We start from the raw sequence: 25,921 nt of genomic DNA on the forward strand, positions 1-25,921 counted from the left end.
TTATCATTTATATGTTTCTCAGGCTGTTACCCTTCATGCACACAGTAAGCAAATGTTATCATTCATTATTTATTAAATGTTTCTACCAATCTTTTTCCGATCAATTTCAGATCGCCGGTATCTGTATTACAAAGAATGATCACCCAGTAACTGAAATCTGCACTGATGATAATTTCCGAATTAAACCCGTCAATACTTCCACTTCTTCGCAATAAGGCACGTTGGAGGTGTTTGTCATCATAGAAAAAACCATATGTCGGTTTACCTTTCAACCAATCAATGTAATCATTTGTTTGCGATTTCACCATGTACAACTGTTTTGTTTTTTCAGTAATAAGCTGATTGTTCTTTATTGCCAGAAGTAAACGGTGTAAATCATATGTGGTGGAGTATATTTGCCCGGCACCATAGTAATTTGACAAATACCTTCTGTCATTGTATAATTTATCAGTTTTACTACCGGTTCCGAAAGTATAATTGTGGTAACCGTATGCCAGTTGAGCAATTACTTCACCCTCCTCTACAAATCCTGTATTGGTTAACTGAAGCGGTTGTAAAATCAAACTATCGATTGCTTTTGCATATGAAAGCCGGGTTATTTTTTCAATTACTTTAGACAATAATACATAATCAACATTATTGTAATTAAATTTTCTATTACCTCTGGTAGAATTCTTTACAAATGTTTTTATGTAGTCGTCTAATTTAAACTTTGAAGTATAAGCGCGGATAGGTTCATTCTCGAGGGGGGAATAGTGCAGCAATAATTCTGATATGGTAACATTCTTACAACTATCATTCAGATAATCGATGTATTTACCAACCGGATCACTGAATTGCAGCAGTTGTTTTTCATACAGCTGCAACAAAGCTATTGTAGTAAATAATTTAGTAACGGAAGCAACCGGAAATTTTGTATGATGGGTGACCGGTACACTAAACTGGAAGTTCGCATACCCTTTTTGTATATCCAGTATTGTCTGATGCTGATCTGCTATCAAAACAGCACCATTGAAATGCCCTTTTTCAAATTGCTGATGAATGAATGCAGTTGCATCCTGCTGACCATGCAACCGGGCAGAACAAAATAAAAACAGGTATAAAAGGTATTTCATCTTTTTCATAAAAGCGTCTTTGTAGAATAAATCATTATTTTACAAAGACGCTTTAAAATAAAAAATGTTACAACCTCCCCATTCTTAATTAAGAATTATGAATGGGTGTACAGATTTCAACTAAAAAACCTTCCGGATCACGGATATAGGCCACCGTCTGACCCCATGGTTTCTGTTTGGCAGCCGCTACCAAAACGCCTCCATTCTCAATCGCTGTTTTTACTAAACTTTCCACATCATCGGTTGTAAAACCCAATTCAAACCCAAAAGGCTTTTCACCGGGTTCACTTTTGATATAGTCTGTAGTAAAATTCGATTTTCCAAGGGTATGCGACGCAAATGAAAGGGTTGTTTCACCAGTTATAATTTCGCCGTAATCATTTTCAGGAGTTACAAACTTACGCTGAAACCCAAAAGTTCTTTCATAGAAATCAACCATCTTTTCTACGTCGTTCACGTAGAGAATAGTATAACCAAACTTTATCATAATAAGTTATTTTATAAGTAATATCAGCATGCCTGAGGGCAAATTTATTAAAGTAAAAACAGCTGAGTGTACCCAGCTGTTGAATAGAAAAGAAATAATAGTAAAATTATCTTACCGGTGGTTACTTATGAAGCTGTTACTTAATACGGATCAGTTTTGATTTCATTTCTTCAGACAAACTGTTAATATCCACTACCTGTAATGAAGGGGTGCGATGGGCAACGGTTTCAGGTTTCAGGGCTGCATAAATCGGTGGTGAACTTAATTTCCACATAGCACCTGAAATCGGATCAATTACCAGAAAGCCAAGAAAGCCACCAATTAATATATTACCAAAATACCAGCCGTTCAACTTAAATATCACGGGATAAACCTGCTCCTGATAGCCGGGTTGAGTAATAGTAACGAGATATTCTGCTTTTGAAAAATAACCGGCACCTGCGCTTAATACAACGGTTGCAGGCGTTTCACCTTTAAAAACAAGGTTTTGTTTTTTGTTGGTAACGGTTACCGAAGCTCCTGAAGGACTACTATCAATCGATAGCGGATAAGAACTTTTACTTACAATAGTAGCGCAGTTTGTAAAAAACAAAGAAATAAGAACTGCTGTAAAAACAATTTTCAAAAAATACTTTGTCATATGATGGTAAAGGTTTGGGAATTTTGAGCATCAGCTACTTACAAATAGATAACTTTTATTATAGTAACCTGCGATAGCTGATTCTACAACAAAAGTAAAACAAAATAGAATTACAAAATACCTGTGCTTTTCATACCGTGTGATACAGGATAAGTTTTCCAGACGGGGAGGTCTCTTAAAATAGCTATTAACGGTTATACTGACAATACAGGAGATGGTAAACACAATCAAACCTTATCCGAACAACGTGCCAATACGGTATTAAATTCATTGGTTGAGGCAGGTATAGAAACCTCACGATTATCAGCTAAGGGATTTGGTGCGCAAAACCCGATTGCTGATAACTCTACTGAAGATGGTAAAGCTAAAAACAGAAGGGTTGAACTGGTAAAACTATAAATATCTATTCAACCTGGTATATATGAATTAAGGTAATTAAGAATGAAATAAACACTTCTTAATTACCTTAATTTTTTAATTAGATCTATTAAACTGACTACTTAATTCAATTTCAATATCAATAATTCTTTTGCCGGAACGGTGAAAGATTCTTTTAATTCATACTCTTTATCAGTAACCACTTCTCTGGCTTTTTGAGCTCCTTTTATTCTTTCGGCAAAACGTTTCAGTTTAAATGTTTTGCTTTCTTCTTCTGGGTTCATTACACACATGATTGTTTCTTTATCGTCGTAACGGAAGTATACATATACACCGTCTTCAGGTACATAGTGCATAAATTTTCCGGCAGCCAATGCAGATGATTTTTTTCTGTAATTCGCTAACTTTTTAAAGTGCTGAAAAAAGTCTTCTTCCATTTTTGTTCTGCCGCTGCTTTCAAATTTATTCACGGTATCTTCTTTCCATCCGCCAGGAAAATCTTCTCTTACTTTTCCATCGGGATCTGCGAAATTCTTCATCAGAATTTCAGCTCCGTAATATACCTGTGGAATACCTCTGAAAGTAAACAACCAGTTGATGGCCATTTTCATTTTAGCAACATCCTCTCCTACCATTGAAAAGAATCTGCTTACATCATGATTATCGAGGAATATAACATTTCTGTTGGGATCTTTATATACAAAATCGTTAGAGGTAGTCAGTTGTAAACGCGAAACACCTTCTGTCCAGCCAAACTTTTCATTTAACGCGGGTAATATTCCGTATAAATTCAACTGAAAATCGGTTACACCCGGTAAATTACTTTTGAAAGGGATATCATAATGATTGGCTGCAAAAAAACTTTGGTTTGGAACGCCGTGTACCCAGGTTTCACCAAAGATCAGCAATTGCGGATATTCTTCCAATAAAGCCGCATTACAACGATTCATGAAGTCAAGGTCATTATAAGCATAAGTATCGATTCTCCAGCCATCTAAGCCGAACTCTTCAGTGCTCCACAAAGCGTGTTGAATCAAAAATTTCTCTACGAATATATTGTGATGATTTAAATCAGCCATTGAAGGTACAAACCAGCCGTCGCTCATTCTTTTTTTATCAATTTCTGAAGCGTACGGATCCATCAAGACCTGGTCTTTATAAGTCGTATTGGTATACTCATCCCACCAATGAAACCACGAACTATCAGGCATATCTTTATACAGAAAGTGTTCAGTGCCGATGTGATTGTAAACAACATCCTGAATCAATTTCATTCCTTTTGCATGAATCGCATCTGCGAGCTGATAATAAGCTTTATTTCCTCCCAAACGGGGATCTACTTCATAATGATCGGTGGTAGAATACCCATGCTCAGAACGGCCTGGCATATCAGAAGTCAATACCGGATTTAACCAGATGGCAGTAACACCAATATCTGATAAATAATCCAGCTTATTTTGAACACCTGCTAAATCACCTCCATGACGGTCGAACATTTTTTGTCTGTTCAGACTTTGGTCTAACATACCTTTTATCCGGTCATTAGACGGGTCGCCATTACTAAAACGGTCGGGCATGATCAGATAAATCAGATCTCTTGTATCCACCCCGACGATTCTTGACCGGCCGTTTTGGGTGTTTTTATTTTTTAATTCATACCTGAATTGTTTGAATCCTTTTTTCCGGGTATTCTGTACCTGAAAGTCAATCACTCCAGCTTTTGCACCTGCGGCGATGGTCAGGTCTACTGCGATATAGTTTTTGTTATCGAAGAAATGAACTTTATTCACCGTTACGCCGGGATATGCAGTGGTAATACCGGTAACGCCGTCAGCGATATTTTCACCACGCAATAAAATTTGCAGGGAAGGATCTTTCATACCCACATACCAATGTGTAGGATATGCTTTCGGGTTAGCCCATAATTGTATACCAATCAACAATGCAAACACAAAAAGAAATGAATACTTCATCTTTAATATTTTTGAACCATTAAGAAGTTAAGGAATTAAGTCACTACACTTTTCATTCTCCACTCTCCTCCGCCAGTTTAGGGAATTGAAACATGAAGGAAATGAACCATACGGTAGCTATTTATAATGAAAAAATTATCTTTACCGATTAATATCCCCCACTTTCAATTTATCTTCGCCCGGGTCATATACACGCAGTACGGCTACTGCAGCAATTAAGAAACACACACCTGCCAATACCAGTGCATAAACCGGTTTACCATTGAACAGAACTTTTACCATCGGACCACCGATGATACCATTTAATATCTGAGGAAGCGTGATGAAAAAATTAAAAATACCCATGTAGATACCCATTTTTCCGGCAGGAATGGAGCTGGCCAGAATAACATACGGCATTGCAAGAATACTTGCCCAGGCAATACCTACCAGTACCATGGAGAAAATTAAAAACTCTTTATTTGGAGCAAAATAAATAGAAATCAAACCGAGTGCACCGATGACCAATGAAATAGCGTGTGTTTTTTTACGGCCGATTTTACGGGCAATTTTCGGTAGCATTAAAGCATAAATAGCCGATACACCATTGTATACACCAAAAATCACTCCTGTCCACCCCTGTGCATCTCTAAAAGCTTCTGAAGAAGAATCAGCCGGATCCAATCCTAATATATGCGTGGCAATCGTATCAGTAGTAAATACCCACATACCGAATAAGGCAAACCACGAAAAGAATTGCACCAGCCCCAGCTGACGCATCGTTAAAGGGATATTTTTAAAGTCTCTGAAAATATTCCATCCACCTTCTTCTTTAGTTTCGCCGTGATAAGCTTTATAGTCTTGCGGATTATATTCTTTGGTTTTAAAAACAGTCCATAACACACTTAATACAAAACACACCGCTCCGATGTAAAAAGCATATTTTACATTATCGGCAATTACTCCTTCAGGAGCATCCGAATCAATAAACTTACCTAAAACAAAGGGTAAAAAAGAACCGATTACGGCACCGGCACCGATAAGAGCTGTTTGTACCGAAAAACCGGAAGTATGCTGTTCTGCAGACAGATTATCAGCAACCAAAGCGCGGAAAGGTTCCATTGCCAGGTTAAAGCAGGCATCCATAATCATTAGGAAACCTGCACCGATAATCACCAGAGGAGCAATATCTCCCAGAATATTTGCATTCGGCATGAGTGTAAGTGCCCCTGCCGATAAAATAGAACCCGCTAAAATATAAGGACGTCTTCTTCCCAGTTTCGACCAGGTACGGTCGCTGTAGTGCCCTACAATAGGTTGAACAATAAGGCCGATCAAAGGAGCTGCCAGCCAAAACCACGAAAGTTGATGCACATCTGCACCGTAGGTTCTTAAAATACCGGAAGCATTGGAATTTTGAAGTGCAAAGCCAAACTGAATGCCGAAAAACCCAAAGCTCATATTGAAAATCTGAGCAAGGCTCATCATTGGCTTCTTCTTAAAGGAAGAAGGAGTGGTAGTGGATGACATAGCAATCTTTAGTTTTATCAGACCGAAAGATAATAAACTTTGCGTATTTAATACACATTGCTTAAATATTTTTTCTGCCCTCTCCTGCCACTCCCTGTTTTTAGCCGATAATATAGTTATCAGGAATAATCGCGTTCTTTTTGATTACGACGATTCCGTCTTTTACAGTATATAATTCATGATCACTGTTTTCAAGCGATTGGTCTCCTTTAATCTGAACATTATGCCCTATGCGGCAGTTTTTATCAATGATCGCATTCTGAATCAGGCAATTATTTCCGATACCAATAGGTGGCATTCCACGTTCACGTGCGCGATTCATTTCATCGATCGTTTCAAAATAATCACTACCCATCATATAACAGTGTTGAACGACGGTTCCTTCACCGATACGGCTTCTGATACCGATCACAGAGTTTTCGATAGATGCTGCGCGGATAATACATCCTTCTGCAATGATTGTACGGTTCAGCGTGGTACCGTTTATTTTTGCCGGCGGCAACATTCTCGCACGCGAATAAATGGCGTTATTTCTGTCGAATAAATTAAACGGAGGCAAATCATCCGTCAGCGCGAGATTCGCTTCAAAGAAAGAAGATATATTCCCGATATCCGTCCAGTAACCTTCATACTGGTAACTGACTACTTTATGATTTTCGATTGATTTTGGCAGAATTTCTTTTCCAAAATCGGTCGATTCACGATAAGTTTCATTCAATAATTTATGCAGTACTCCTTTAGAAAACACATAAATACCCATTGAGGCGAGGTAGTTTCTTCCGGCCTGTTGCATTTCTTCACCTGTATCGCTCGCCCATCCTTCCAACAGGTCAGTAGATGGTTTTTCGATAAAGGCGGTAATACTTTTATCAGCAGCAACTTTCATAATACCGAAATCAGTGGCGTCTTTGGCAGTAACAGGAATCGTTGCGATTGATACATCCGCTTCTGCATCAATATGTGATTGAATCATATGCTGGAAGTCCATCTGATACAACTGATCACCACTTAACACCAATACATAATCGTATTCCTGTTGGGTGAGGTGTCTGAACGATTGACGAACGGCGTCTGCGGTACCCTGAAACCAACCGGCATTATCGGGAGTTTGTTCTGCTGCAAGGATATCTACGAAAGCTGAGCTGAAAATACTGAAGTGATAAGTATTCTTAATATGTTTATTGAGCGAAGCGGAATTAAACTGCGTTAATACATACATTCTGGTGATGTTTGAATTAATACAGTTTGAGATAGGTATATCCACCAATCTGTATTTACCGGCAATGGGTACTGCGGGTTTAGATCTGCTGGCGGTCAGGGGATATAATCGTGTGCCGGCTCCTCCTCCTAAAATGATTGCGATCACTTGCTTGCTCATAGTCGTCTGTTTTTGTTATTGATAAATGCTCATATATTGCTGAATGCTGCTTTCCCAGCTATGGTCGATTTTCATCATCTGTTTTTGGTATTCTGCCATTTTTTTCGTATCTTGATATAAGGCACATGCTCTGTAAACGGCATGTGTAAGATCTCCTGTTGATACATTTTCAAAACGGATACCAAAGCCTCCTTCATCGCCTACATCAATCACAGTATCCTGTAATCCTCCGGTTCTTCTTACCAATGGCATCGTACCGTATCTTAATGCGTACATCTGATTCAGCCCGCAGGGTTCTACTCTTGAAGGCATCATCAAAAAATCTGCACCGGCATACATTGCATGGCTCAGGGCTTCATTATAGCCAACAAATACATTGTAATCGTTTTCGGCTATAGACTTTAACTGTACCAATGCGTTTTCGGTTTCCGGACTTCCCGATCCGAGAATCAGGAAATTCATTTTGCGTCCGATGTAACGGAAAGAGTCGCGTATGGCTGAAGGAATAATTTCGGCTCCCTTTTCTCCCACCAATCTTCCGATAAAGATGAACAAAGGTTTAGATTCATCTAACTGGAAACGCTTACACAGTTGTTTTTTATGGTAATTTTTACCTTTCGAAACGGTTTTAACCGAATAGTGTTGATCAAGATACTGATCGTTTTCAGGATCCCATACTTTTACATCAATTCCATTGAGGATACCGATACACTTTTTTGATTCCTGTTGAAATAATCGTTCCAGCCCATTGGCATGTTGTTGTAATTCGCGCATGTAATTGGGTGAAACAGTAGTTACCCAATCTGCACATTTTACGGCGGATGCGAGTGGATTGATAGCATTGTTCCAATCCAGTAATCCCCAATACCAGGTATTCCATTCGGGCAGGTAAATAGATTTCTGCCAGCTCATGGCTCCCTGATATTCGGCGTTGTGTATAGTAAAAACCGTTTTAACGGAGGAGATCTTTTTAAAACGGTAACAATAACGAAGCATAAACGGAATGAGGCCCGTATGGTGATCGTGTGCATGCAGCACATCAGGTTGGTGCTGCCAGTTTACCAACCAATCCAGTACGGCAATCTGAAACGCAGTAAAGCGTTCAACATCATCGTCATAACCATAGATTTTTTCCCGGTCAAGCAAACCGTTGATATCTATGAGATACAGATCAAACCCTGAATCATTGGAACTTTCTTTAATGACGGTATAATCAAACCACCAGTTTCCCATATTGGTATTTCCCTTGTGCACCACCTCCCAGTTTTTCTGAAAGAGATATTTAGTACGATACATCGGGCAAACGACTTTCGCTACATTTCCTGCCTGCTGAAGATATTTCGGTAAAGCGCCTACCACATCCCCCAGCCCACCTGCCTTGGCAAACGGATAGCATTCAGCACTGACATGTACAATTTCCATTAGATAAAATTTCCTTATCAATATAAGGATTCTTTCGCAGGAAAGTTCTGATAATTTTAAAAAATGTTTGTAATTGGTGATTAAATTTTCTAACAAAATGGAGGGTTCTTTAAAAAATCTTTTAATTTTAGCGTCTAATTCTAATTTTCAATTTTCAAAGCATGGCTCAACAAACCAAATGGTCTCAGTTCGGAGTACTAACTATAGTTTTCTTTTTCTGGGGATTTGTAGCAGCATCGAACTCTATTTTTATTCCATTCTGTAAAGAATATTTCAATCTTGACCAGATTCAGTCTCAATTGATCGGCTCTGCCTTCTACGGAGCTTATTTTTACGGTTCTCTGATTTTATATTTATTATCATCTATCAGCGGTACTGACTTATTAAATAAGATCGGTTATAAAAAAGGTATCATTATCGGGTTATCGATTTCAGTGGTAGGAGCTATTTCATTAGCCTTTGTAAGTGCAATGGAAAATACCACCTTCCCGCTTATCCTGGTAGCTTTCTTCATTATTGCCTTAGGTTTTTCACTGCAACAAACAGCAGCACAACCTTTCGCTATTGCGTTGGGTAGCCCTGAAACCGGTGCACACCGTCTGAATATGGCCGGAAGTTTAAACTCTTTCGGGGCCCTTGTAGGCCCGTTAGCTGTAAGTTACCTGCTTTTCGGTGATGCCAAAGGCGACCACGTAGCTGATATCAGCAAAATTCAACAGTTATACTTCTTCTTATCAGGCTTGTTTATCATCGCTGCATTAGTATTCGGTTTTACGAAACTTCCTAAAACTACTTCTAATGAAAAATTAGAAAAAAGTCCGAAAGCACTGATCAGTTTATTGATCATCGGTGCATTAATTTTACCGATTCTGTTTGCTGATGCCATTCACAATGCCTTACAAATTAATAAAGGATTGATCATTATCTCTTCACTGGTATTGATTCTGGGTGTATTATTTAATGCACTGGTATCTGCCAGAAAAAATCCGAATGGATGGGGGGCGATGAGTTATCCGCAGTTAACATTGGGTATGATTGCCATCTTCGTGTATGTGGGTGTTGAAGTAACCATCGATAATAATTTCGGTGCATTATTGAAACTGCAACAATTCGGAGGATATACCGAACAGGAAATTTCACACCTGGTGTCGCTTTACTGGGGATCGATGATGATCGGCCGCTGGACAGGTGCCGTGAGTGTGTTTAACCTTTCACAAAAAGTAAAGAAAATATTAAAGATCGTTGTTCCTTTCCTTGCCTTCGGTGTTATTCTGTTAGTGAATATCATCAAAGGAAATACAGTAGGAGAATTCATGATTTATCCTTTCTATATCGCAGTAGCGGTAGCGGCGTTCCTGTACAGTGGAGATAAACCGGTGAAGCAGTTAATCACCGTTGCCAGTTTTGCCGCCTTCTTTATTGTATTGTCATTATTCACTACCGGGGCAATCGCAAACTTTGCTATCATTTCAACCGGTTTATACTGTTCTGTAATGTGGCCGTCAATCTTTGCATTAGCATTAAACGGTATCGGTAAATACACCAGCCAGGGTTCTGCATTCTTAGTAATGATGATTTTAGGTGGTGCAATTATTCCTCCAACACAGGCAGCTGTGATAGATTTAGATATTAACAATACCGGTGGTATTAACTTCACACATATGTCTTACATCGTTCCTTTAGCTTGTTTCGCTTACCTTATCTGGCATACTGTTAAAACCAGACAGGTGTTAATCAGCCAGGGGCTGGATGTAGATAAAGCAGTAGAGAGTAAAGGACATTAATTCAATTAAGAATTAATAACTAAGAGTTAGGAATTATACATTCTTAACTCTTAGTTATTAATTATAAAATATAAACGACTAACGATATGTCAACTTTAAAAAGAAAGGAATACGCGATAGGAATTGATATAGGTGGAACCAATACCGTATTCGGTTTAGTAGATCATCGTGGAGCAATCAGTTATCGTGGAGCTGTATCAACTAAGAAACATGAGAAAATAGAAGATTATATTCAAGATTTATATATCGCATTACAACCGGCTATTGAACAGGCCGGCGGTATCCATAACGTAGAAGGAATCGGTGTAGGCGCTCCTAATGGCAACTACTACTCAGGTACCATCGAATATGCACCGAATCTCACCTGGAAAGGGATTATTCCGATTGCGGAATTGTTGTCTGAAAAATTCGGTGTTCCGTGTTCATTAACCAATGATGCAAATGCTGCGGCGGTGGGCGAAATGATGTATGGTGTAGCCAGAGGCATGAAAGATTTTTTAATGATCACCTTAGGAACGGGAGTTGGCAGTGGTATTGTAGCTAATGGGCAGTTGATTCTTGGTCATGATGGATTTGCCGGTGAGCTCGGGCACGTTACGATTATTCCTGACGGTCGCTTACACCCAGGTACCGGATTGAGAGGATCATTAGAAGCCTATGCATCGGCAACAGGTGTTGCTGCAACTGCGAAAGAGTTTCTGGAAACACGCCCTGAGATAGAAACCAAAATGTCAGCATACGCAAAAGAAGATATCAATTCTAAAGTAGTATATGATTGTGCCGTAGCGGGCGATCTGCTGGCAAAAGAAGTATATGAGTTTACGGGTAAGGTATTAGGACTGGCTTTAGCAAACTTTGTAATGGCCACTTCACCTTCTGCGATCGTATTCTTCGGTGGAATGACGAAAGCAGGCGACTTCATTTTAAAACCTACCCAGAAACATATGGAAGACAACCTGCTGCCTATTTTCAGGAATAAAGTAAAATTGTTGTTTTCTGAACTGGATGAAGCCGATGCTGCAATTTTAGGGGCAAGTGCTTTGGTTTGGGAAAGTAAATTGTAATATTAAGCGCCGGACACTATCCGGTGCTATTTTTCTGAATTATTACTCATATAATGCCTGAATGAACTAGTAATTAAGCAATCATTTTAAAGCAAGTATCAAAATCTCCTCTCAAAACCATGAAAAAAGCACTCTGTTTAAATATTTTTTTATTACTTTTTTACATTGGCTTTTGTCAGCAGGTTGATTTCATCAATGGAGATGGGGCATTGTCTGTAGGAACTTTTTCTAACAGAACAGCATGGGTTACCCTGGTTGATATTGATAATGATGGCGATCTTGATGTACTAGTAGCCAATGGCAGACATTGGGCAGAACAAAGTTATATTTATTTTAATGATGGATCCGGTAATTTTAAATCGGGACAACCGTTAGATAAAAAACTTCAGGCTTCCTATTGTATCAAAGCGGCGGATTTAAATAATGACGGTTATCCTGATATCATCTTAATCAATGATAAAATTCCCAATAGAATTTATTTCGGTGATTCTTCCATGTCATTTGAAAAGTATCAGGAATTTGGAACAGCAACCCCTTCGCGACACGTGGAGATAGCCGATATTAATAATGACGGATATCCCGATCTGATTGTTTCAAATCGAAGAGCAAGCAATGAAATATGGTTAAACGACGGAGATGCAGGTTTTAAAGAATGTATTTACTGGGGAGATGCGAATGCTGAAACGATACAGACAGTTTCAGTTGATATAAACAATGATGGGTTAATTGACCTCGTTACTGCTGAACGAAACGGCAAAAATAAGATATTCTTCAACGATGCCAATCAGCGCTTTAATGAGGTGAAAGAATTTGGAAATAAAGAAATAGAATGCCGGTCAATTGCAACAGTTGATATTAATAAAGACGGGTTTGCAGATATAATAGTCGGTTACATGGGAATGCCTAATAGAATTTATTACGGAAGTAAACACTTCAGGTATGAAACTTTTGATGAATTCGGAGACTCTACAGCTACCAGTTCTATTACAATCGGAGATTTCAACCAGGACGGTATTCCGGATATTGCAGAAGGAAACGTCGAGTCTGCTAATCGAATCTTTATCGGAAAGGGGAAAGGACTATTTGAGTTAAAGTACCTTCGAAAAGATTTGAAAGATGACACTTACCATATAGCAGTCGGAGATCTGAACAGGGATGGTTTACCCGATATTGTGGAAGCTAATTCTGATGCATGGAATCTTTACTATTATACAATTCGTAAAAAGTAAAAATATCAGAACAGCGGCATATTTTACAACCATTTATTTGTAATGAGCAGAATAATTCGTTCACGAACAATTAAATGTTCAGACAGGCTGTACAGAAATTAAGGAATAAGCCACCTATGCATTATCAAATCTCAGTTCCTGAATTCTTTCATAAAAAATTTTATCTCACCATCAACACCGCCGGAACCGGACGTTGTTCACCCTTGCTACTCGGTGTAATTGTTTCTTTGCCATTGATCAGCATACAGCTACTACCACCGCCATCGAGGTTTAAAGCCTCTACACATCCTAAAGACACGAATAACTCTGCCAATTCTTTCAGATTGATTCCTTCGGCAATACCTGGCATTCTGCCGGCTACTATCAGAATAATGACAGAACCATCAGGTTTATAGCCGATCGCAGTACGAGGATGCAGGTCAAGTAAACCTGTAACGAATTTCCGTTCTTCGGTATTTGTTACTCTTACCATTCCGTTCTGCACGAGAACAGGCCCTCCTCCTACAGCAGTTTCCACCTTCCACTTGCGTGCGGCAGGTTTTAGTTGCAGGTTTTTTAAAGAAGGTTTGGAAGCAGTTCCCTTTACGACTGAAGGATGTTGCTGTAATGCGTAAGCATGTTTTTTAGAAGAGTCGGTAAATGTCCAGGCAATATCCGGTACTTGTTTTTTACTGATTCCAAATGCGCCGGTGGTAGGATAATAAAAACTATCGGTATCCTTTACGGATACAGCAGATACATTATAAGCTACCAGCTTTCCGTTTTTTACCACCATGTTCAGATTCTGATTTGTTTCAAATGAGAAGAAAGTGGTATTCACTACCATCAACGGTTTGCCCTCGCGTTCGTAATACTCTTGCGGAGTGAATCTTTTGCCGTTTCCGACAGCAGTTTCAAAGCGGGTTTTACCTGAAGGACGGATAACAGCATAATATGCCTGAAAAGCGCGACCATTGAAAAGATCATCGGTATAAAACACATCCATATCAGCGGGCAGTGGTTGATACCGGTCTGATACATTTTTCCACTGCGAGAAGGCTGCGGGCATAAAAAAAGTTACTAATAGCGTTACTATTAATAACTTTTTTGTAAGGGAAATATATTTCACTATTAAAAAGTTTGCAGTTCTTTTTCAGCTTGCCATTTTTTTCTACCGTATCCGGCAATAACATGTCGGTCTGAATGGTAAGAAGAACGTACCAACGGACCGCTTTCTACATAATCAAAGCCCATTTCGTAACCGGCTTCGCGGTAAAAAGCAAATTCGTCAGGGTGCACGAAGCGCTGAACAGGTAAATGCTTTTTAGTAGGTTGAAGGTATTGCCCCATGGTAATAACATCTACCCCACTGTTTACGAGGTCGCGCATGGTTTGCAATACTTCTTCTCTGGTTTCACCTAAACCCAGCATAACGCCTGATTTGGTACGCATACCACCTTGTTTCAATACTCTGAGTGTTTCCATGCTACGGTGATATTTTGCCTGAATACGTACTTTACGTGTTAAACGTTCAACGGTTTCAATATTGTGCGATACCACTTCAGGAGCAGCATCAATCACTCTTTGAATATTTTCAACTTCGCCTTTGAAGTCAGGAATCAATGTTTCTAAAGTAGTATCGGGGTTTAAAGCTTTTACAGCTTTAATGGTATTGTACCAGATGATGCTACCACCATCTTTCAGTTCATCACGGTCTACTGAAGTAATGACCGCGTGTTTTACTTTCATGAGGTGAATCGCTTCTGCTACACGCTGTGGCTCGTCCCAATCTACCGCTAATGGCCTGCCGGTTGCTACTGCGCAGAATCCGCAGCTTCTGGTACAGATATTCCCTAAAATCATAAAAGTAGCGGTACCGTCTCCCCAGCACTCTCCCATGTTCGGGCAATTACCCGATTCACAGATGGTATGTAACTTATGAGTATCTACCAATCCGCGAACATGTTTATAGCTTTCACCAATTGGTAACTTTACACGTAACCAGTTGGGCTTTTTAATTTTTTCACTTGTATTCTGTACACTCGCACTATTTACAATCGGAAGTTCTTGCATATTTACAAATTTAGGTCGGTAGCTCCAAAGTACAAATGTACATGATTACTTTCTCTTCCCAAAAATGAGGGTAATATACCCGGAGAAGAAAAAGTTTTTAGGTTCAACATAAGCCATCTGGGCCATCCCTTTACTATAATATTCAGCTTTAATACCTGCTTCAACTGCACCAACCACTTCGTTATAGCGGCCATAATCGAATCTTAATCCGGCCTGTACATATGCACCGGGGTTTACTTTGATATCGCCCCAGCCCTGTCCGAAACCGGCATGTCCGACCTCGTAATATCCTTTATCAATCAATTCGGGATATTGAGAAACAAACCGGCGGTTGCTGGAATCCACCACATCAATGAGATAAGGTTTTTCAAGCCCCAGCACCAGGCCGCCCACATACACACCCGAAACTGCTACACCGTTTTTATTGCCTTTACCGCCAATCAGGTGCTGCTGGCCTACTCCCAGATTCAGCTGGTAATTATTATTCATTTTACCGTAAATCAGGGTAGTATAATTATAGGCACCGTCGCTATAACTCAGCTTTTTCTCTTTAGGATGCTTTTTCTCGTTTAATTCAGCCTGAAAAAGAAAAGCTCTGGTATTGGTTTTAAAACGCATATGTTCATAACGGATTCCATATCCGTCACTATTTAAACGCACACCAAAGGTATTTTGTTTATTAAAAATGATAGCCCCCTCCTCTTCCTGTTTGATGAGGTCGTTGATCATTTGCTGACGGGCTGCTTTTTTTTCGGCTTTGCGATTGGGCGATTCTATCGTAGATTGCGCATAACTTAGCACTAAAAAGCTGCTGAAACAAAATAACAGTAGTAATTTCTTCACTGGAAGCGTTTTAAATATTCAACGTAAATTTAAGGTAAAATTATATTCAATGACATCAACTATCGTATACGACGGCAATTTAAGAACAGTTTGTACACACCTGAATTCAGGAAATGTAATTGAAACCGATGCGCCGCTTGATAATCAGGGAAACGGAGAGCGTTTTTCGCCTACAGACCTTGTTGCTACTGCATTAGGCTCGTGTATGTTAACCATCATGGGTATAAAGGCAAGGGAGATGAATATCGATTTAAAAGGGGTTAAAATAGAGGTGGAAAAGATCATGAAGGCAGATCCGAGACGAATCGGCGGAATAAATTTAACATTTTCTTTCCCGGCTACGCTGGAACTTGATGAAAAATCAAGAACTATTCTTGAAAGAGCGGCAAGAACCTGCCCGGTGGCTTACAGTATTCACCCTGACATTGAAACCAACATCGTATTCAACTGGTAATCAATACAAAAGCTCCATTTTGCCGAATGGAGTTTTTTTTGTATCTTAATAGTTAGGGCTGTTCTTATCTGCCCCCTGTTTTAGCCAATGCAGCCCCAGCATACATTCGAGGCAACGTTTTTCATCACAATATTCTTTTTTCATATATAACAGGCTTTGTGAGTCCAGCCGGCTTTTAACCGGCACTTTCAACTTTTTAAATTCATCAATTACCTGATTTTGTTCTGCACGCAGCTGTTGGTATAAGTTCAGCCAATCCACTTCACCGGATGATTTTACCTGACGATGATAAAAAAACAAACAAGGGATAATTGTATTGGCAATCACATTGAAAATAAACGAACGTCCGGAATGTTTGCTGACAGTATTTGAGCTTACTCCGAAAATGTAATGATCATTTCAATATTCTCCTGCGGAGCATTGCAATAATTCAATTCATTCAGCGGGCGAACGCTGTAGATAATCTGCCAGATGATGTACGCCGGACAATCATTGTGCTAATTGCGCCAAACGTATAGTCGGAAAATTATTTGGTCTCATTCTGAAATAATACAAAGGCATAGGGTGCGTTGAAAGAGAAAAACATACTTTGAGTTGTAGATAAATTGCTTTCAGGCGTAAAAAATACGGTTCGCAGATATCCTGCTGAAAAAAGCCCTGCTGACCGAAAAGTAGTGCTTCAATCATAGAAACATCATTTCCTAAATCTTTTATTAATTTAAAAGGAATGGAAGTAGCCAGATTTTCAAAGGCAAACTGATTAAAGGGTCTGCCGAAGGCAATTGCAATTTCTTCTCATAATCACTGCTCCCAATCTCCGCCCAGTTTATGCCATCTGTGTTGTAAAAGTTTACTTTTTTTCTGTAAAAAATCGGCGAGTAAACGTTCTTTTCAGCTGAGCATTATCAAAGAAGGAGTTTGTGCAATAAATGATTGACAGGGAATAAAAACAGATTGTTCGAATAACTGCTCATACCGGTGGATGAGTGCTACAGGAATTTTTCCTTCCAGCGATAAAGTGGGTACCGGAGGTAATTTTTCGGGAGGTAAATCATTTACAGCCACTACATGTAAAATTACATTGCGGTAATTCGGATCATGCTGATGCTGGTGTTTTCACCAGTCACTGGCAAAAAGATGTACTTCAATATGTCCGTGCCATATAGTTTGATCGACCTTCACTTTTGCCTGCAGGAAGTCGGGCCCCTGTTGATGATTTCATTGTCCGGGATGAAAAATAAGTAGCGTATCACCTTGTTCGGTTTCAAGATTTCTGAATTGAAAAAGACAGTGAAACCAAATAAACTGCAACAGTTTTTCATGTTTAATAAAGTGTTTCATAAAAAATAAATTAGCAATCAGGTTAAGATGTTTTAAAAAAACGGGTTGAGTCGAATACAGTAACTTTTAACGGAATATCGGTTCATTGAAATCCGAAGTCATAACAGAAAAAGGTGTTTTCGCTGATCAGTGCGTGCGTGAAGAAATGGACATTAAAGCCGTTTTGTAATAATTCGTTGAGATGTACGGTACGGGGTGAGGTATCGGAGGCGAGAATATGTTTCAAAATATTCCGGTTTCGTTTAAGGATGATATTGATAGACTTCAGCAGCTGGTTATCAGCAGTGAGGCGGTGGTTATTGAACTGGTTTCTACAAAATTCTGTACAGAATTTTTTATCGCTGCGACCCACCAGTTTATTTTGACAAAAGAGGCAATTTTTCATTTGTAAATAGTTACTTCTATTATAAACGTTTATTTCAACCCGCTGGATTTTCTATCAGTTATTTTTACAAAAATTGTTTTTATGGCAAACTTTAGAAATCGAGTACAGATTGTAGGGCATTTAGGAAATGACCCGGAGCAACATGAGTATCGTGAAGGCAAGAAATTAACCAAAGTGAGCATTGCCACCAACGAGTATTATATACAGGCAAACGGTGAAAAACAAACGGATACGCAGTGGCATACGGTGGTTTTCTGGGATGAGCTGGGTAATGAAGCGGCAGAACAGTTAAGAAAAGGTATGCTGGTAGCTGTAGAGGGTAAACTGATGTACCATCAATATGTGGATGCCCAGGGGGTTAAAAGGTATGGTACAGATATCCGTGCTTCTCATTTTTTAGCAGTAACAGCTGCTAAGTAATTTCACAAAACTTTATCCTCTTCCACCGGGCATGAATTTTTCCTAATTCGTTAACTTTATAGACATAAAAAAACAAAAGTATATGAATAAAAAAATTTTAATGCTGGTGGGAGATTTTGTGGAAGATTACGAAGCAATGGTACCTTATCAGGCTTTATTATCGGTCGGTTGCAGTGTAGATACGGTTTGTCCGGGCAAAAAGAAAGGCGACCATGTTGCCACGGCTATTCATGACTTTGTAGGATTTCAGACATATGCAGAAACTAAGGGGCACAATTTCCCCGTTACGAAAGATATAGAAAAGGTGATTGTATCAGAGTATGATGGTTTGTATGTTTGTGGCGGAAGGGCTCCTGAATACATCCGTCTGAACCAGAAAGTACTGGACATTACCAAAGAGTTTTTTCAACTGAACAAGCCGGTAGCAGCCATCTGCCACGGAATACAGATATTAACCGCAGCCGGAGTGGTAAAGGGAAGATCCTTAACCGCCTATGAAGCGGTAGGGCCTGAAGTAACTATTGCAGGGGGGCATTACAAAAAAATCGGTGTAGATGAGGCTATTACCGATGGTAATTTAACCACTTCCCCCGCCTGGCCCGGACATCCGGCTATTCTGAAAGAATTTTACCAGTTACTGGGTATTACGATCAATATCGGCTAAAAAACCGTTTGAATAAGCCGGAATGATTAATTTTTGGTAACTTGTCAGCGCGAAAACAATCAAAATTAGTATGGAATTTTTACAGTCACTGAAGTTAACTTCAAAAAACAAAGGTGTTTCTACCGGTAACACCTGGTTCGAAAGCACAGGAAAATGGGTGGATTCATATTCTCCGGTGGATGGTAAATTAATCGGTTCTGTTCAGGTAGCAGACCGTGCAAATTATGATCTGGTAATAGCAAAAGCGGAAGAAGCTTTTAAAGTCTGGCGCACCTGGCCTGCTCCTAAAAGAGGAGAAGTCGTTCGTCAGATCGGTGAAGCTCTTCGTCAATATAAAGAACCGCTTGGAAAACTGGTTTCCTATGAAATGGGAAAAAGTTTACAGGAAGGTTACGGCGAAGTACAGGAAATGATCGATATCTGTGATTTTGCGGTCGGTTTATCACGCCAGTTAAACGGCTCTACCCTGCACAGCGAACGCCCGCAACACAGAATGTACGACCAATATCATCCTTTAGGTATTGTAGGTATTATTTCGGCTTTTAACTTCCCTGTGGCAGTATGGAGCTGGAATACGATGCTCGGCTGGATTTGCGGAGATGTCTGCGTTTGGAAACCTTCCGAAAAAACACCTCTTTGCGCAGTAGCCTGTCAACATATTATCTCCGAAGTATTTGCTAAAAATAATGTTCCGGAAGGCGTTAGCGGACTGGTAATGGGTGAAAGAGAAGCAGGTGAATGGCTCGCAGCCGACACCCGCATTCCATTGATATCTGCCACTGGCTCTACCCGTATGGGGAAAGCCGTTGCCGCTGCCGTTGCAGCACGTTTAGGTAAATCTTTATTAGAATTGGGTGGAAATAACGCCATCATCATTTCAAAAGAGGCTGATCTGGATATCGCTATTCTTGGAGCCTTGTTCGGAGCAGTTGGTACTGCCGGACAAAGATGTACCACTACCCGTCGCCTGATTATTCATGAAGACGTATATGATACCGTAAAAAGTAAACTGGTTTCAGCTTACGGGCAATTAAAAATCGGTGATCCTTTAGATCAGAAAAATCACGTCGGTCCATTAATTGATAAAGATGCCGTTCAGCAATATCTTCAATCAATTGAAAAGTGTAAAGCTGAAGGTGGAAATTTCATTGTTGAAGGTGGCGTACTCACAGGTGCAGGCTATGAAAGCGGATGTTATGTAAAACCATGCATCGCAGAAGCAAAACCTGACTATGCAATTGTTCAACACGAAACTTTTGCCCCTATTTTGTATTTGCTGAAATATACTACCATTGAAGAAGCAATTGAAATACAAAACGGTGTTCCTCAAGGGCTTTCCTCCTCTATCATGACCTTAAACCTACGTGAGGCTGAATTATTCCTCTCTGCTTCAGGAAGTGATTGTGGTATCGCCAATGTGAATATCGGTACCAGCGGTGCCGAAATCGGTGGCGCATTTGGCGGAGAAAAAGAAACCGGCGGAGGAAGAGAAAGCGGATCGGATGCCTGGAAAATTTATATGCGCAGGCAAACCAATACCATCAATTATTCTACCAATCTCCCACTAGCCCAAGGCATTAAATTCGATTTATAAGAAATAAGAAAAAGCGCGGAATTCCGCGCTTTTTCTTTGTACATTTGATACTATTCATATATCCGAAACGTTATAGCTGTTAGACCATGTTAAATCGTATGAAATACCTGCTACTCTTATTGTGCCTGTGCAGTTCAACCATTACTAAAGCCCAACTTAAAGTGGGATTTATAGGCGGACCCCAATTTTCACAAGTGAGCGAGTCTAATACCGGCACTTATTTTCATCCCGACTACAAATCACGGACAGGCGCGCAGCTCGGATTTCTAATCGATATCCCGTTTTCTCAACAATCACTCTGGTCGCTTCAACCAGCGTTGCTTTATTCTTCTAAAGGACGAATCATCAACAAAAATTACGACTCCAATATATCCGGAGCAGACACGGCCTTCTTTGAACAGAGGTTTAAAACCAATTATATCGAATTTCCTTTACATATCACCCGTCATATAAAACTGGGGGCCGAATCCAGTTTCTTCATCGGGGCAGGTGCCTACTTCGGTGCTTATATAAGTGGTGAAAATCAAAATGAAACTCAAATCATTAACAACTCCCTTACTACCTGGAGTACCAATAATATTCCGCACGAAGTGGGAAATGCACCCAATAAAATTAAAACCATTGATTATGGTTTAAGTGGACGGGCTGGTTTTTCTTTAAAGAAAATCATTCTGTCAGCATTTTACACGCACGGGCTCCAAAACTTTTATACTTATCACTTCGACAACAAATCTTATCATCGCTCCGCAGGTGCTTCTGTTGGTTTTTGGTTGAACAAACCCGAACAAAAACCAAAAGACACCGATGGAGATGGTATACCCGATGCAGCAGATGCCTGTCCTTTCGTAAAAGGAGAAATTGCTTTTAACGGTTGCCCAGACCTGGATGGGGATGGCATTCCGGATAAAGACGATGCATGTCCGGGTGTTCCGGGCCTCGCCAAATACCAGGGTTGCCCGGTTCCTGATACAGACGGCGACGGTGTAAATGATGAAGAAGATGCTTGTCCTACCCAGCCTGGCCTCGCTAAGTACAAAGGCTGTCCGGTTCCGGATACAGATGGTGACGGTGTAAATGACGAAGAAGATGCTTGTCCTTCTATTCCTGGCCCGATTGCTAACAAAGGTTGCCCGTGGCCGGATACAGATGGCGATGGTATTCCTGACAAAGATGATGCATGTCCGTTAACTCCGGGCATCGATTCATTAAAAGGTTGTGCGCCTATTGAACAAAAAGTAATCGAAAAAGTAAAACTAACGGCTTCGAATATCTATTTTGAAACAGGATCGGAAGAATTGAAAAAAACTTCTTACAAATCATTAGATGAGCTGGCGCAAATTCTTAAAGATGATAACCGCCTGATCATTACGATTGAGGGGCACACCGATAACGTTGGTTTACCGGAAAATAATCTGGCACTTTCTGAACGCAGAGCACTGCGCGTGAAGCAATATATTGAGTCAAAAGGTATCGACTCGAAACGGATTAAGGCAATTGGTTTCGGAGATACCAAACCTATTGCTGATAATACGACTGCCGCCGGTAAGTCAAAAAACCGCCGGGTTGAAATTCAAATCACACAACATTAATCAATAAAAAGGTTACCGATGGTAACCTTTTTTATTTAAATGCGGTGATGCTCATCTAAAATGACTATCAGTTCCGTATAAAATACAGAGAAGATTTGTATCGGCTGTTTAACTATTACCAGGTTTGTATTATATTTAGAAATCTGCCACAAAATTTAACGTCCTTTTACATTTTGTTGACTTAAAACATGTCTGACAGTTTGATCAGGATCAGTTTAACATTTTCTAGCTCTAAAAGTGCTATTTTTTTATTAATATGTGGCTTCAAAATCATTAGAAAAACAGTGTTATGAATCATTTTGTAAAATCTCTTGGACTAGTGACCCTTCTGGGTACTGTTGGTTATAATGGAATGGCGCAAACAAGCGCACCTGCAGCCATTAAGCAGGAAGGCTGGCATTTAAAAGACTTAGGAGCAGATGGTATTTATGGAATCAGCCTGCAGAAAGCATATGACTTTTTAAAAACAAAAAATAAAACGTCGAATCCTGTAATTGTAGGAGTTATAGATTCTGGTATCGATACTACGCATGAAGACTTAAAACCTGTACTTTGGAAAAACTTAAAAGAAATACCAGGTAATGGTATTGATGATGATGGTAATGGATACATAGATGATATTTATGGCTGGAACTTTTTAGGAAACAAAAAAGGTGAGAACGTAGGAAAAGATTCATATGAAGCCGCCAGGGTTTATCACAAGTTCAAATCAAAATATGAAGGAGTAAGTGTAGACACCACTAAAATGAATGCTTCCGAAAAATATCTTTATTATTCATGGGTTCGTGCAAAAGATCAGGTTTTAGGTGGAGATAGCGATATCAGCGTTGATTTATTTGCATTGCGTGCTGCCGTAAATGCTACGAAAGCCAGTGACAGTGTACTTCGTGATGACATGAAGAAAAAAGAGTTCACCGGTAATGAATTAAAAGCTTATGCACCTCAAACAGAAGCTGCTAAAAGAGCAAAAGCACAACTACTCTACTTGTTTGAAGCCAATCAGATGATGGATGATAAAAACACTGACTTCGTACAGGGTTTTCAGGCATTCTTAGATAGCGAAGAAGGCAAGGATAAAGCAAAACGAATGGCTCCTGAAGAGTATCGTAATAAAATTGTAGGAGACAACTATAACGATATTAAAGATATTGGTTATGGCAATAGTGATGTAATGGCCAATACACCATTCCATGGTACACACGTATCAGGTATTATTGCTGCTGTAAGAAATAATGGTTTAGGACTTGACGGTGTTGCTGATAACGTAAGCATCATGACCTTACGCGCCGTACCGGATGGTGATGAGCACGATAAAGATATTGCTCTGGCAATCCGATATGCAGTAGACAATGGAGCTAAAGTGATTAATATGAGCTTTGGAAAAAGCTTCTCACCTGAAAAGCATTGGGTAGATGATGCGGTTAAATATGCTGCAGACAAAGGTGTTTTATTAGTACACGCGGCAGGTAATGATGCAAAGAATGTAGATATCGAACATAACTATCCAAAAGCATCTTTACTAAATGGCGAAGTAGCTAAAAACTGGATCGAAGTAGGTGCTTCCGGCGATTTTTCTAATGGTGGTGTAACTGCCAGATTTTCTAACTACGGTAAAAGTGTAGATGTATTTGCTCCGGGAGTAAGAATTTATTCAACAATCCCTGGTGGTAATACTTACGGTTTTGCAAACGGTACCTCTATGGCTTCTCCTGTAGTAGCCGGAGTAGCGGCTCTGCTAATGTCATATTATCCGTACTTAACAGCCGAGCAGGTAAAAGAAATTATTGAAAAGTCAGTAGTAGCTCCTGAGAATACCATCAATATTCCTGGTACTACTGATAAAACCAATTTAAATACAATCAGCAAAACCGGCGGTGTTGTGAATGTTTACAACGCAGTGGTATTAGCAGATACATATCCGGTACCGGCAGGTTTCAATGATAAAAAACCGGTTAAAGAGAAAAAACAGAAAAAAGAAAAGAAGTCAAAGAAGAAAAATAAATAAACAAATAATAAAAAATCCCTCTAAGTAACTTAGAGGGATTTTTTATTATCAGTATAAAGTAGGTTGTTGAAAATCTAATTACCATCAGAAAATGTTTACCGCCAAAAGCAGCTTAATAATCTTTACATAGTGTATAAATAAAAAGAGCCCGGCCATCAACCGAACTCTTCTTATCTAAATTTAAAAAAATCTGACTGTGTAAATAATAGCCGGTAATGAATCATTACTCTTCTATTAAGCTTCTTTATATTATTCTTCCGGGAACTAGCTTCTCAGGTTAAGTTCTCCGCTTTCCAGCTTCAACTCTCTGTTATTAATTTCTTTATAGGTATTTTTGAATAATAATCTCAACGACTGATCATAAGTGAAATAGTTATAAAACCAGTTCAGGAATACGAATAAACGGTTTTTCACGCCCAGTATCAGCATCAGGTGTAACCCCATCCAGATTAACCAGGCAAAAAAGCCTTTGAAGTGAATTTTAGGTTTTGGAATATCCACAACGGCCAGGTTACGTCCTACCGTAGCCATTGAGCCCTTATCATTGTATTCAAAATTCACGAGGTTATTTGGTGAACTCCTGCTCTCAATTCGTTGTAAATTATCAGCCAGCAGATCGGCCTGTTGTATAGCAGCAGAAGCTACCTGCGGATGTCCGTTCGGGTATAACTCAGTACTCATGCTGGCAATATCACCTAAAGCGTAGATATTGTTCATTCCGATTACCTTGCTCTGACGGTCAACTTTTAAGCGGTTTCCACGAACAATCAACTCAGGGTCTACTCCTTTCGGCAAATTTCCTTTAATACCTGCAGCCCAGATTACCATAGCCGTATCAATGGTTTCACCATTCATCAGCGTTACCGTATTACCGTCATAGTTTTTTACAACAGTATTAGTGATTACATTCACTCCTAAACGTTCCAGATACTGACGTGAATCGGCCGATGATTTTTCACTCATTGCAGCCAGTGTTCTCGGTGAACCTTCAATGAGATAGATATTCATGTCGTGAAAATCTATCTCCGGATAATCTTTCGGAAGTGTATAACGTTTCATTTCAGCCAGAGCACCTCCCAATTCAACACCGGTAGGCCCGCCTCCTACTACAACGATAGTGAGGAGTTGTTTTTTCAGATTCTCATCTTTCGCAATGACTGCATGCTCAAAATTTTCTATAAGCCTGTGACGAAGCTGTAATGCTTCAGCGGTTGACTTCATTGGCTGGGCATTTTTGGCCAACTCTTCATTTCCGAAGAAATTAGTATCAGCGCCTGTTGCCAGCACTAAAATATCGTATTCAATATCTCCGATAGAAGTCGTTACTTTATTCTGATCAGCAACGATTTCATGTAATACTCCTAAACGGAAACGAACATTCTTACTTTTATGAAAAACTTTACGAAGTGGAAAAGAGATATTGCTGGCATCCAGTCCTGCAGTAGCAACCTGATAAAAGAGTGGTTGAAACTGGTGATAATTCACCTTATCCAACAACGTCACTTCGAAACCCGGTTTATTATTGAGTTTCCGGGCTAATTTTAAACCTGCAAATCCTCCTCCGACAATGAGAACTTTCATAATCTTATAAATTA

Annotated in this window: 22 protein-coding genes and 1 pseudogene; 10 read left to right on the forward strand and 13 right to left on the reverse strand. The window is 39.6% G+C overall.

Translation table 11 applies throughout. From position 1 onward, the window contains the following. Nucleotides 1-65: 65 nt before the first annotated feature. The 3 genes from D9O48_RS04880 to D9O48_RS04890 form a co-directional block, all read right to left on the reverse strand. Complete coding sequence (locus tag D9O48_RS04880) at nucleotides 66-1,124, reverse strand: serine hydrolase domain-containing protein (protein WP_126971212.1); 1,059 nt, start codon at nucleotides 1,122-1,124, stop codon at nucleotides 66-68. Nucleotides 1,125-1,203: 79 nt separating this feature from the next. Further along, nucleotides 1,204-1,602, reverse strand: a complete 399-nt coding sequence (locus tag D9O48_RS04885; protein WP_126971214.1) for a VOC family protein — start codon at nucleotides 1,600-1,602, stop codon at nucleotides 1,204-1,206. A gap of 136 nt (nucleotides 1,603-1,738) precedes the next feature. Beyond that, nucleotides 1,739-2,242: a PEGA domain-containing protein gene (locus tag D9O48_RS04890; RefSeq protein WP_126971216.1), complete on the reverse strand. Its 504-nt coding sequence runs from the start codon at nucleotides 2,240-2,242 to the stop codon at nucleotides 1,739-1,741. A gap of 180 nt (nucleotides 2,243-2,422) precedes the next feature. On the opposite strand from D9O48_RS04890, the gene D9O48_RS04895 reads away from it, so the two are divergent. Then, nucleotides 2,423-2,641: an OmpA family protein gene (locus D9O48_RS04895; RefSeq protein WP_126971858.1), complete on the forward strand. Its 219-nt coding sequence runs from the start codon at nucleotides 2,423-2,425 to the stop codon at nucleotides 2,639-2,641. Nucleotides 2,642-2,742: 101 nt separating this feature from the next. On the opposite strand, the gene D9O48_RS04900 is transcribed toward D9O48_RS04895, so the two are convergent. From D9O48_RS04900 to D9O48_RS04915, 4 genes are all read right to left on the reverse strand, one after another. Then, entirely contained in the window at nucleotides 2,743-4,593 is a 1,851-nt protein-coding gene (locus D9O48_RS04900; RefSeq protein WP_126971219.1) for an alpha-amylase family glycosyl hydrolase, read from the reverse strand. Between the two features lie 141 nt (nucleotides 4,594-4,734). After that, nucleotides 4,735-6,102, reverse strand: coding sequence for an MFS transporter (locus D9O48_RS04905; protein ID WP_199750500.1), 1,368 nt, complete (start codon nucleotides 6,100-6,102; stop codon nucleotides 4,735-4,737). Nucleotides 6,103-6,202: 100 nt separating this feature from the next. Further along, entirely contained in the window at nucleotides 6,203-7,480 is a 1,278-nt protein-coding gene (locus D9O48_RS04910) for a glucose-1-phosphate adenylyltransferase (RefSeq protein WP_126971221.1), read from the reverse strand. Nucleotides 7,481-7,495: 15 nt separating this feature from the next. Then, on the reverse strand, nucleotides 7,496-8,902 hold the full coding sequence (locus tag D9O48_RS04915; RefSeq protein ID WP_126971223.1) for a glycogen synthase: 1,407 nt from the start codon (nucleotides 8,900-8,902) through the stop codon (nucleotides 7,496-7,498). A gap of 161 nt (nucleotides 8,903-9,063) precedes the next feature. Between D9O48_RS04915 and D9O48_RS04920 the strand changes: the two genes are divergently transcribed. From D9O48_RS04920 to D9O48_RS04930, 3 genes are all read left to right on the forward strand, one after another. Further along, nucleotides 9,064-10,686 (forward strand): MFS transporter, encoded by a 1,623-nt coding sequence (locus D9O48_RS04920; RefSeq protein ID WP_126971225.1) that lies wholly within the window; start codon nucleotides 9,064-9,066, stop codon nucleotides 10,684-10,686. 86 nt (nucleotides 10,687-10,772) lie between these two features. Further along, complete coding sequence (locus tag D9O48_RS04925) at nucleotides 10,773-11,750, forward strand: ROK family protein (RefSeq protein ID WP_126971227.1); 978 nt, start codon at nucleotides 10,773-10,775, stop codon at nucleotides 11,748-11,750. 119 nt (nucleotides 11,751-11,869) lie between these two features. Then, nucleotides 11,870-12,979 carry an FG-GAP repeat domain-containing protein gene (locus D9O48_RS04930; RefSeq protein WP_126971229.1) on the forward strand — a complete coding sequence of 370 codons (1,110 nt, stop codon included), beginning with the start codon at nucleotides 11,870-11,872 and terminating at the stop codon, nucleotides 12,977-12,979. A 160-nt stretch (nucleotides 12,980-13,139) separates the two neighbouring features. Here D9O48_RS04930 and D9O48_RS04935 read toward each other — a convergent pair whose 3' ends face one another. Genes D9O48_RS04935 through D9O48_RS04945 form a run of 3 tightly spaced genes read right to left on the reverse strand, consistent with a single transcriptional unit; the run spans nucleotide 13,140 to nucleotide 15,874 of the window. Continuing rightward, nucleotides 13,140-14,087, reverse strand: a complete 948-nt coding sequence (locus D9O48_RS04935; protein WP_126971231.1) for a phosphodiester glycosidase family protein — start codon at nucleotides 14,085-14,087, stop codon at nucleotides 13,140-13,142. 2 nt (nucleotides 14,088-14,089) lie between these two features. Beyond that, nucleotides 14,090-15,031: a lipoyl synthase gene (gene lipA, locus D9O48_RS04940; protein WP_126971233.1), complete on the reverse strand. Its 942-nt coding sequence runs from the start codon at nucleotides 15,029-15,031 to the stop codon at nucleotides 14,090-14,092. A 45-nt stretch (nucleotides 15,032-15,076) separates the two neighbouring features. Further along, nucleotides 15,077-15,874 carry a hypothetical protein gene (locus D9O48_RS04945; protein ID WP_126971235.1) on the reverse strand — a complete coding sequence of 266 codons (798 nt, stop codon included), beginning with the start codon at nucleotides 15,872-15,874 and terminating at the stop codon, nucleotides 15,077-15,079. A 49-nt stretch (nucleotides 15,875-15,923) separates the two neighbouring features. On the opposite strand from D9O48_RS04945, the gene D9O48_RS04950 reads away from it, so the two are divergent. After that, the gene (locus D9O48_RS04950) at nucleotides 15,924-16,328 is read left to right on the forward strand and encodes an OsmC family protein (protein ID WP_126971237.1); all 405 of its coding nucleotides are present in this window, start codon (nucleotides 15,924-15,926) and stop codon (nucleotides 16,326-16,328) included. Between the two features lie 45 nt (nucleotides 16,329-16,373). On the opposite strand, the pseudogene D9O48_RS19020 reads toward D9O48_RS04950, so the two are convergent. After that, nucleotides 16,374-17,534: pseudogene (locus D9O48_RS19020) on the reverse strand (DUF2851 family protein); the annotation flags it as partial. Nucleotides 17,535-17,751: 217 nt separating this feature from the next. Then, on the reverse strand, nucleotides 17,752-18,054 hold the full coding sequence (locus tag D9O48_RS04975; RefSeq protein ID WP_126971243.1) for a hypothetical protein: 303 nt from the start codon (nucleotides 18,052-18,054) through the stop codon (nucleotides 17,752-17,754). Nucleotides 18,055-18,135: 81 nt separating this feature from the next. Here D9O48_RS04975 and D9O48_RS04980 point away from each other — a divergent pair, with 81 nt between their 5' ends. From D9O48_RS04980 to D9O48_RS05000, 5 genes are all read left to right on the forward strand, one after another. Then, entirely contained in the window at nucleotides 18,136-18,474 is a 339-nt protein-coding gene (locus D9O48_RS04980; protein WP_126971245.1) for a single-stranded DNA-binding protein, read from the forward strand. An 82-nt stretch (nucleotides 18,475-18,556) separates the two neighbouring features. Beyond that, nucleotides 18,557-19,138 carry a DJ-1/PfpI family protein gene (locus D9O48_RS04985; RefSeq protein ID WP_126971247.1) on the forward strand — a complete coding sequence of 194 codons (582 nt, stop codon included), beginning with the start codon at nucleotides 18,557-18,559 and terminating at the stop codon, nucleotides 19,136-19,138. A 70-nt stretch (nucleotides 19,139-19,208) separates the two neighbouring features. Next, a complete protein-coding gene (gene amaB, locus D9O48_RS04990) occupies nucleotides 19,209-20,732 on the forward strand; it encodes an L-piperidine-6-carboxylate dehydrogenase (protein WP_126971249.1) in 1,524 nt (507 codons plus the stop codon). 98 nt (nucleotides 20,733-20,830) lie between these two features. After that, on the forward strand, nucleotides 20,831-22,321 hold the full coding sequence (locus D9O48_RS04995) for an OmpA family protein (RefSeq protein WP_158624816.1): 1,491 nt from the start codon (nucleotides 20,831-20,833) through the stop codon (nucleotides 22,319-22,321). A gap of 289 nt (nucleotides 22,322-22,610) precedes the next feature. Beyond that, on the forward strand, nucleotides 22,611-24,326 hold the full coding sequence (locus tag D9O48_RS05000; RefSeq protein ID WP_199750501.1) for a S8 family peptidase: 1,716 nt from the start codon (nucleotides 22,611-22,613) through the stop codon (nucleotides 24,324-24,326). A 264-nt stretch (nucleotides 24,327-24,590) separates the two neighbouring features. On the opposite strand, the gene D9O48_RS05005 is transcribed toward D9O48_RS05000, so the two are convergent. Then, nucleotides 24,591-25,907: an NAD(P)/FAD-dependent oxidoreductase gene (locus D9O48_RS05005; RefSeq protein ID WP_126971253.1), complete on the reverse strand. Its 1,317-nt coding sequence runs from the start codon at nucleotides 25,905-25,907 to the stop codon at nucleotides 24,591-24,593. Nucleotides 25,908-25,921: the final 14 nt, after the last annotated feature.

Origin of the sequence: Gynurincola endophyticus (genome assembly GCF_003991195.1) — a bacterium.
GTDB lineage: Bacteria > Bacteroidota > Bacteroidia > Chitinophagales > Chitinophagaceae > Gynurincola > Gynurincola endophyticus.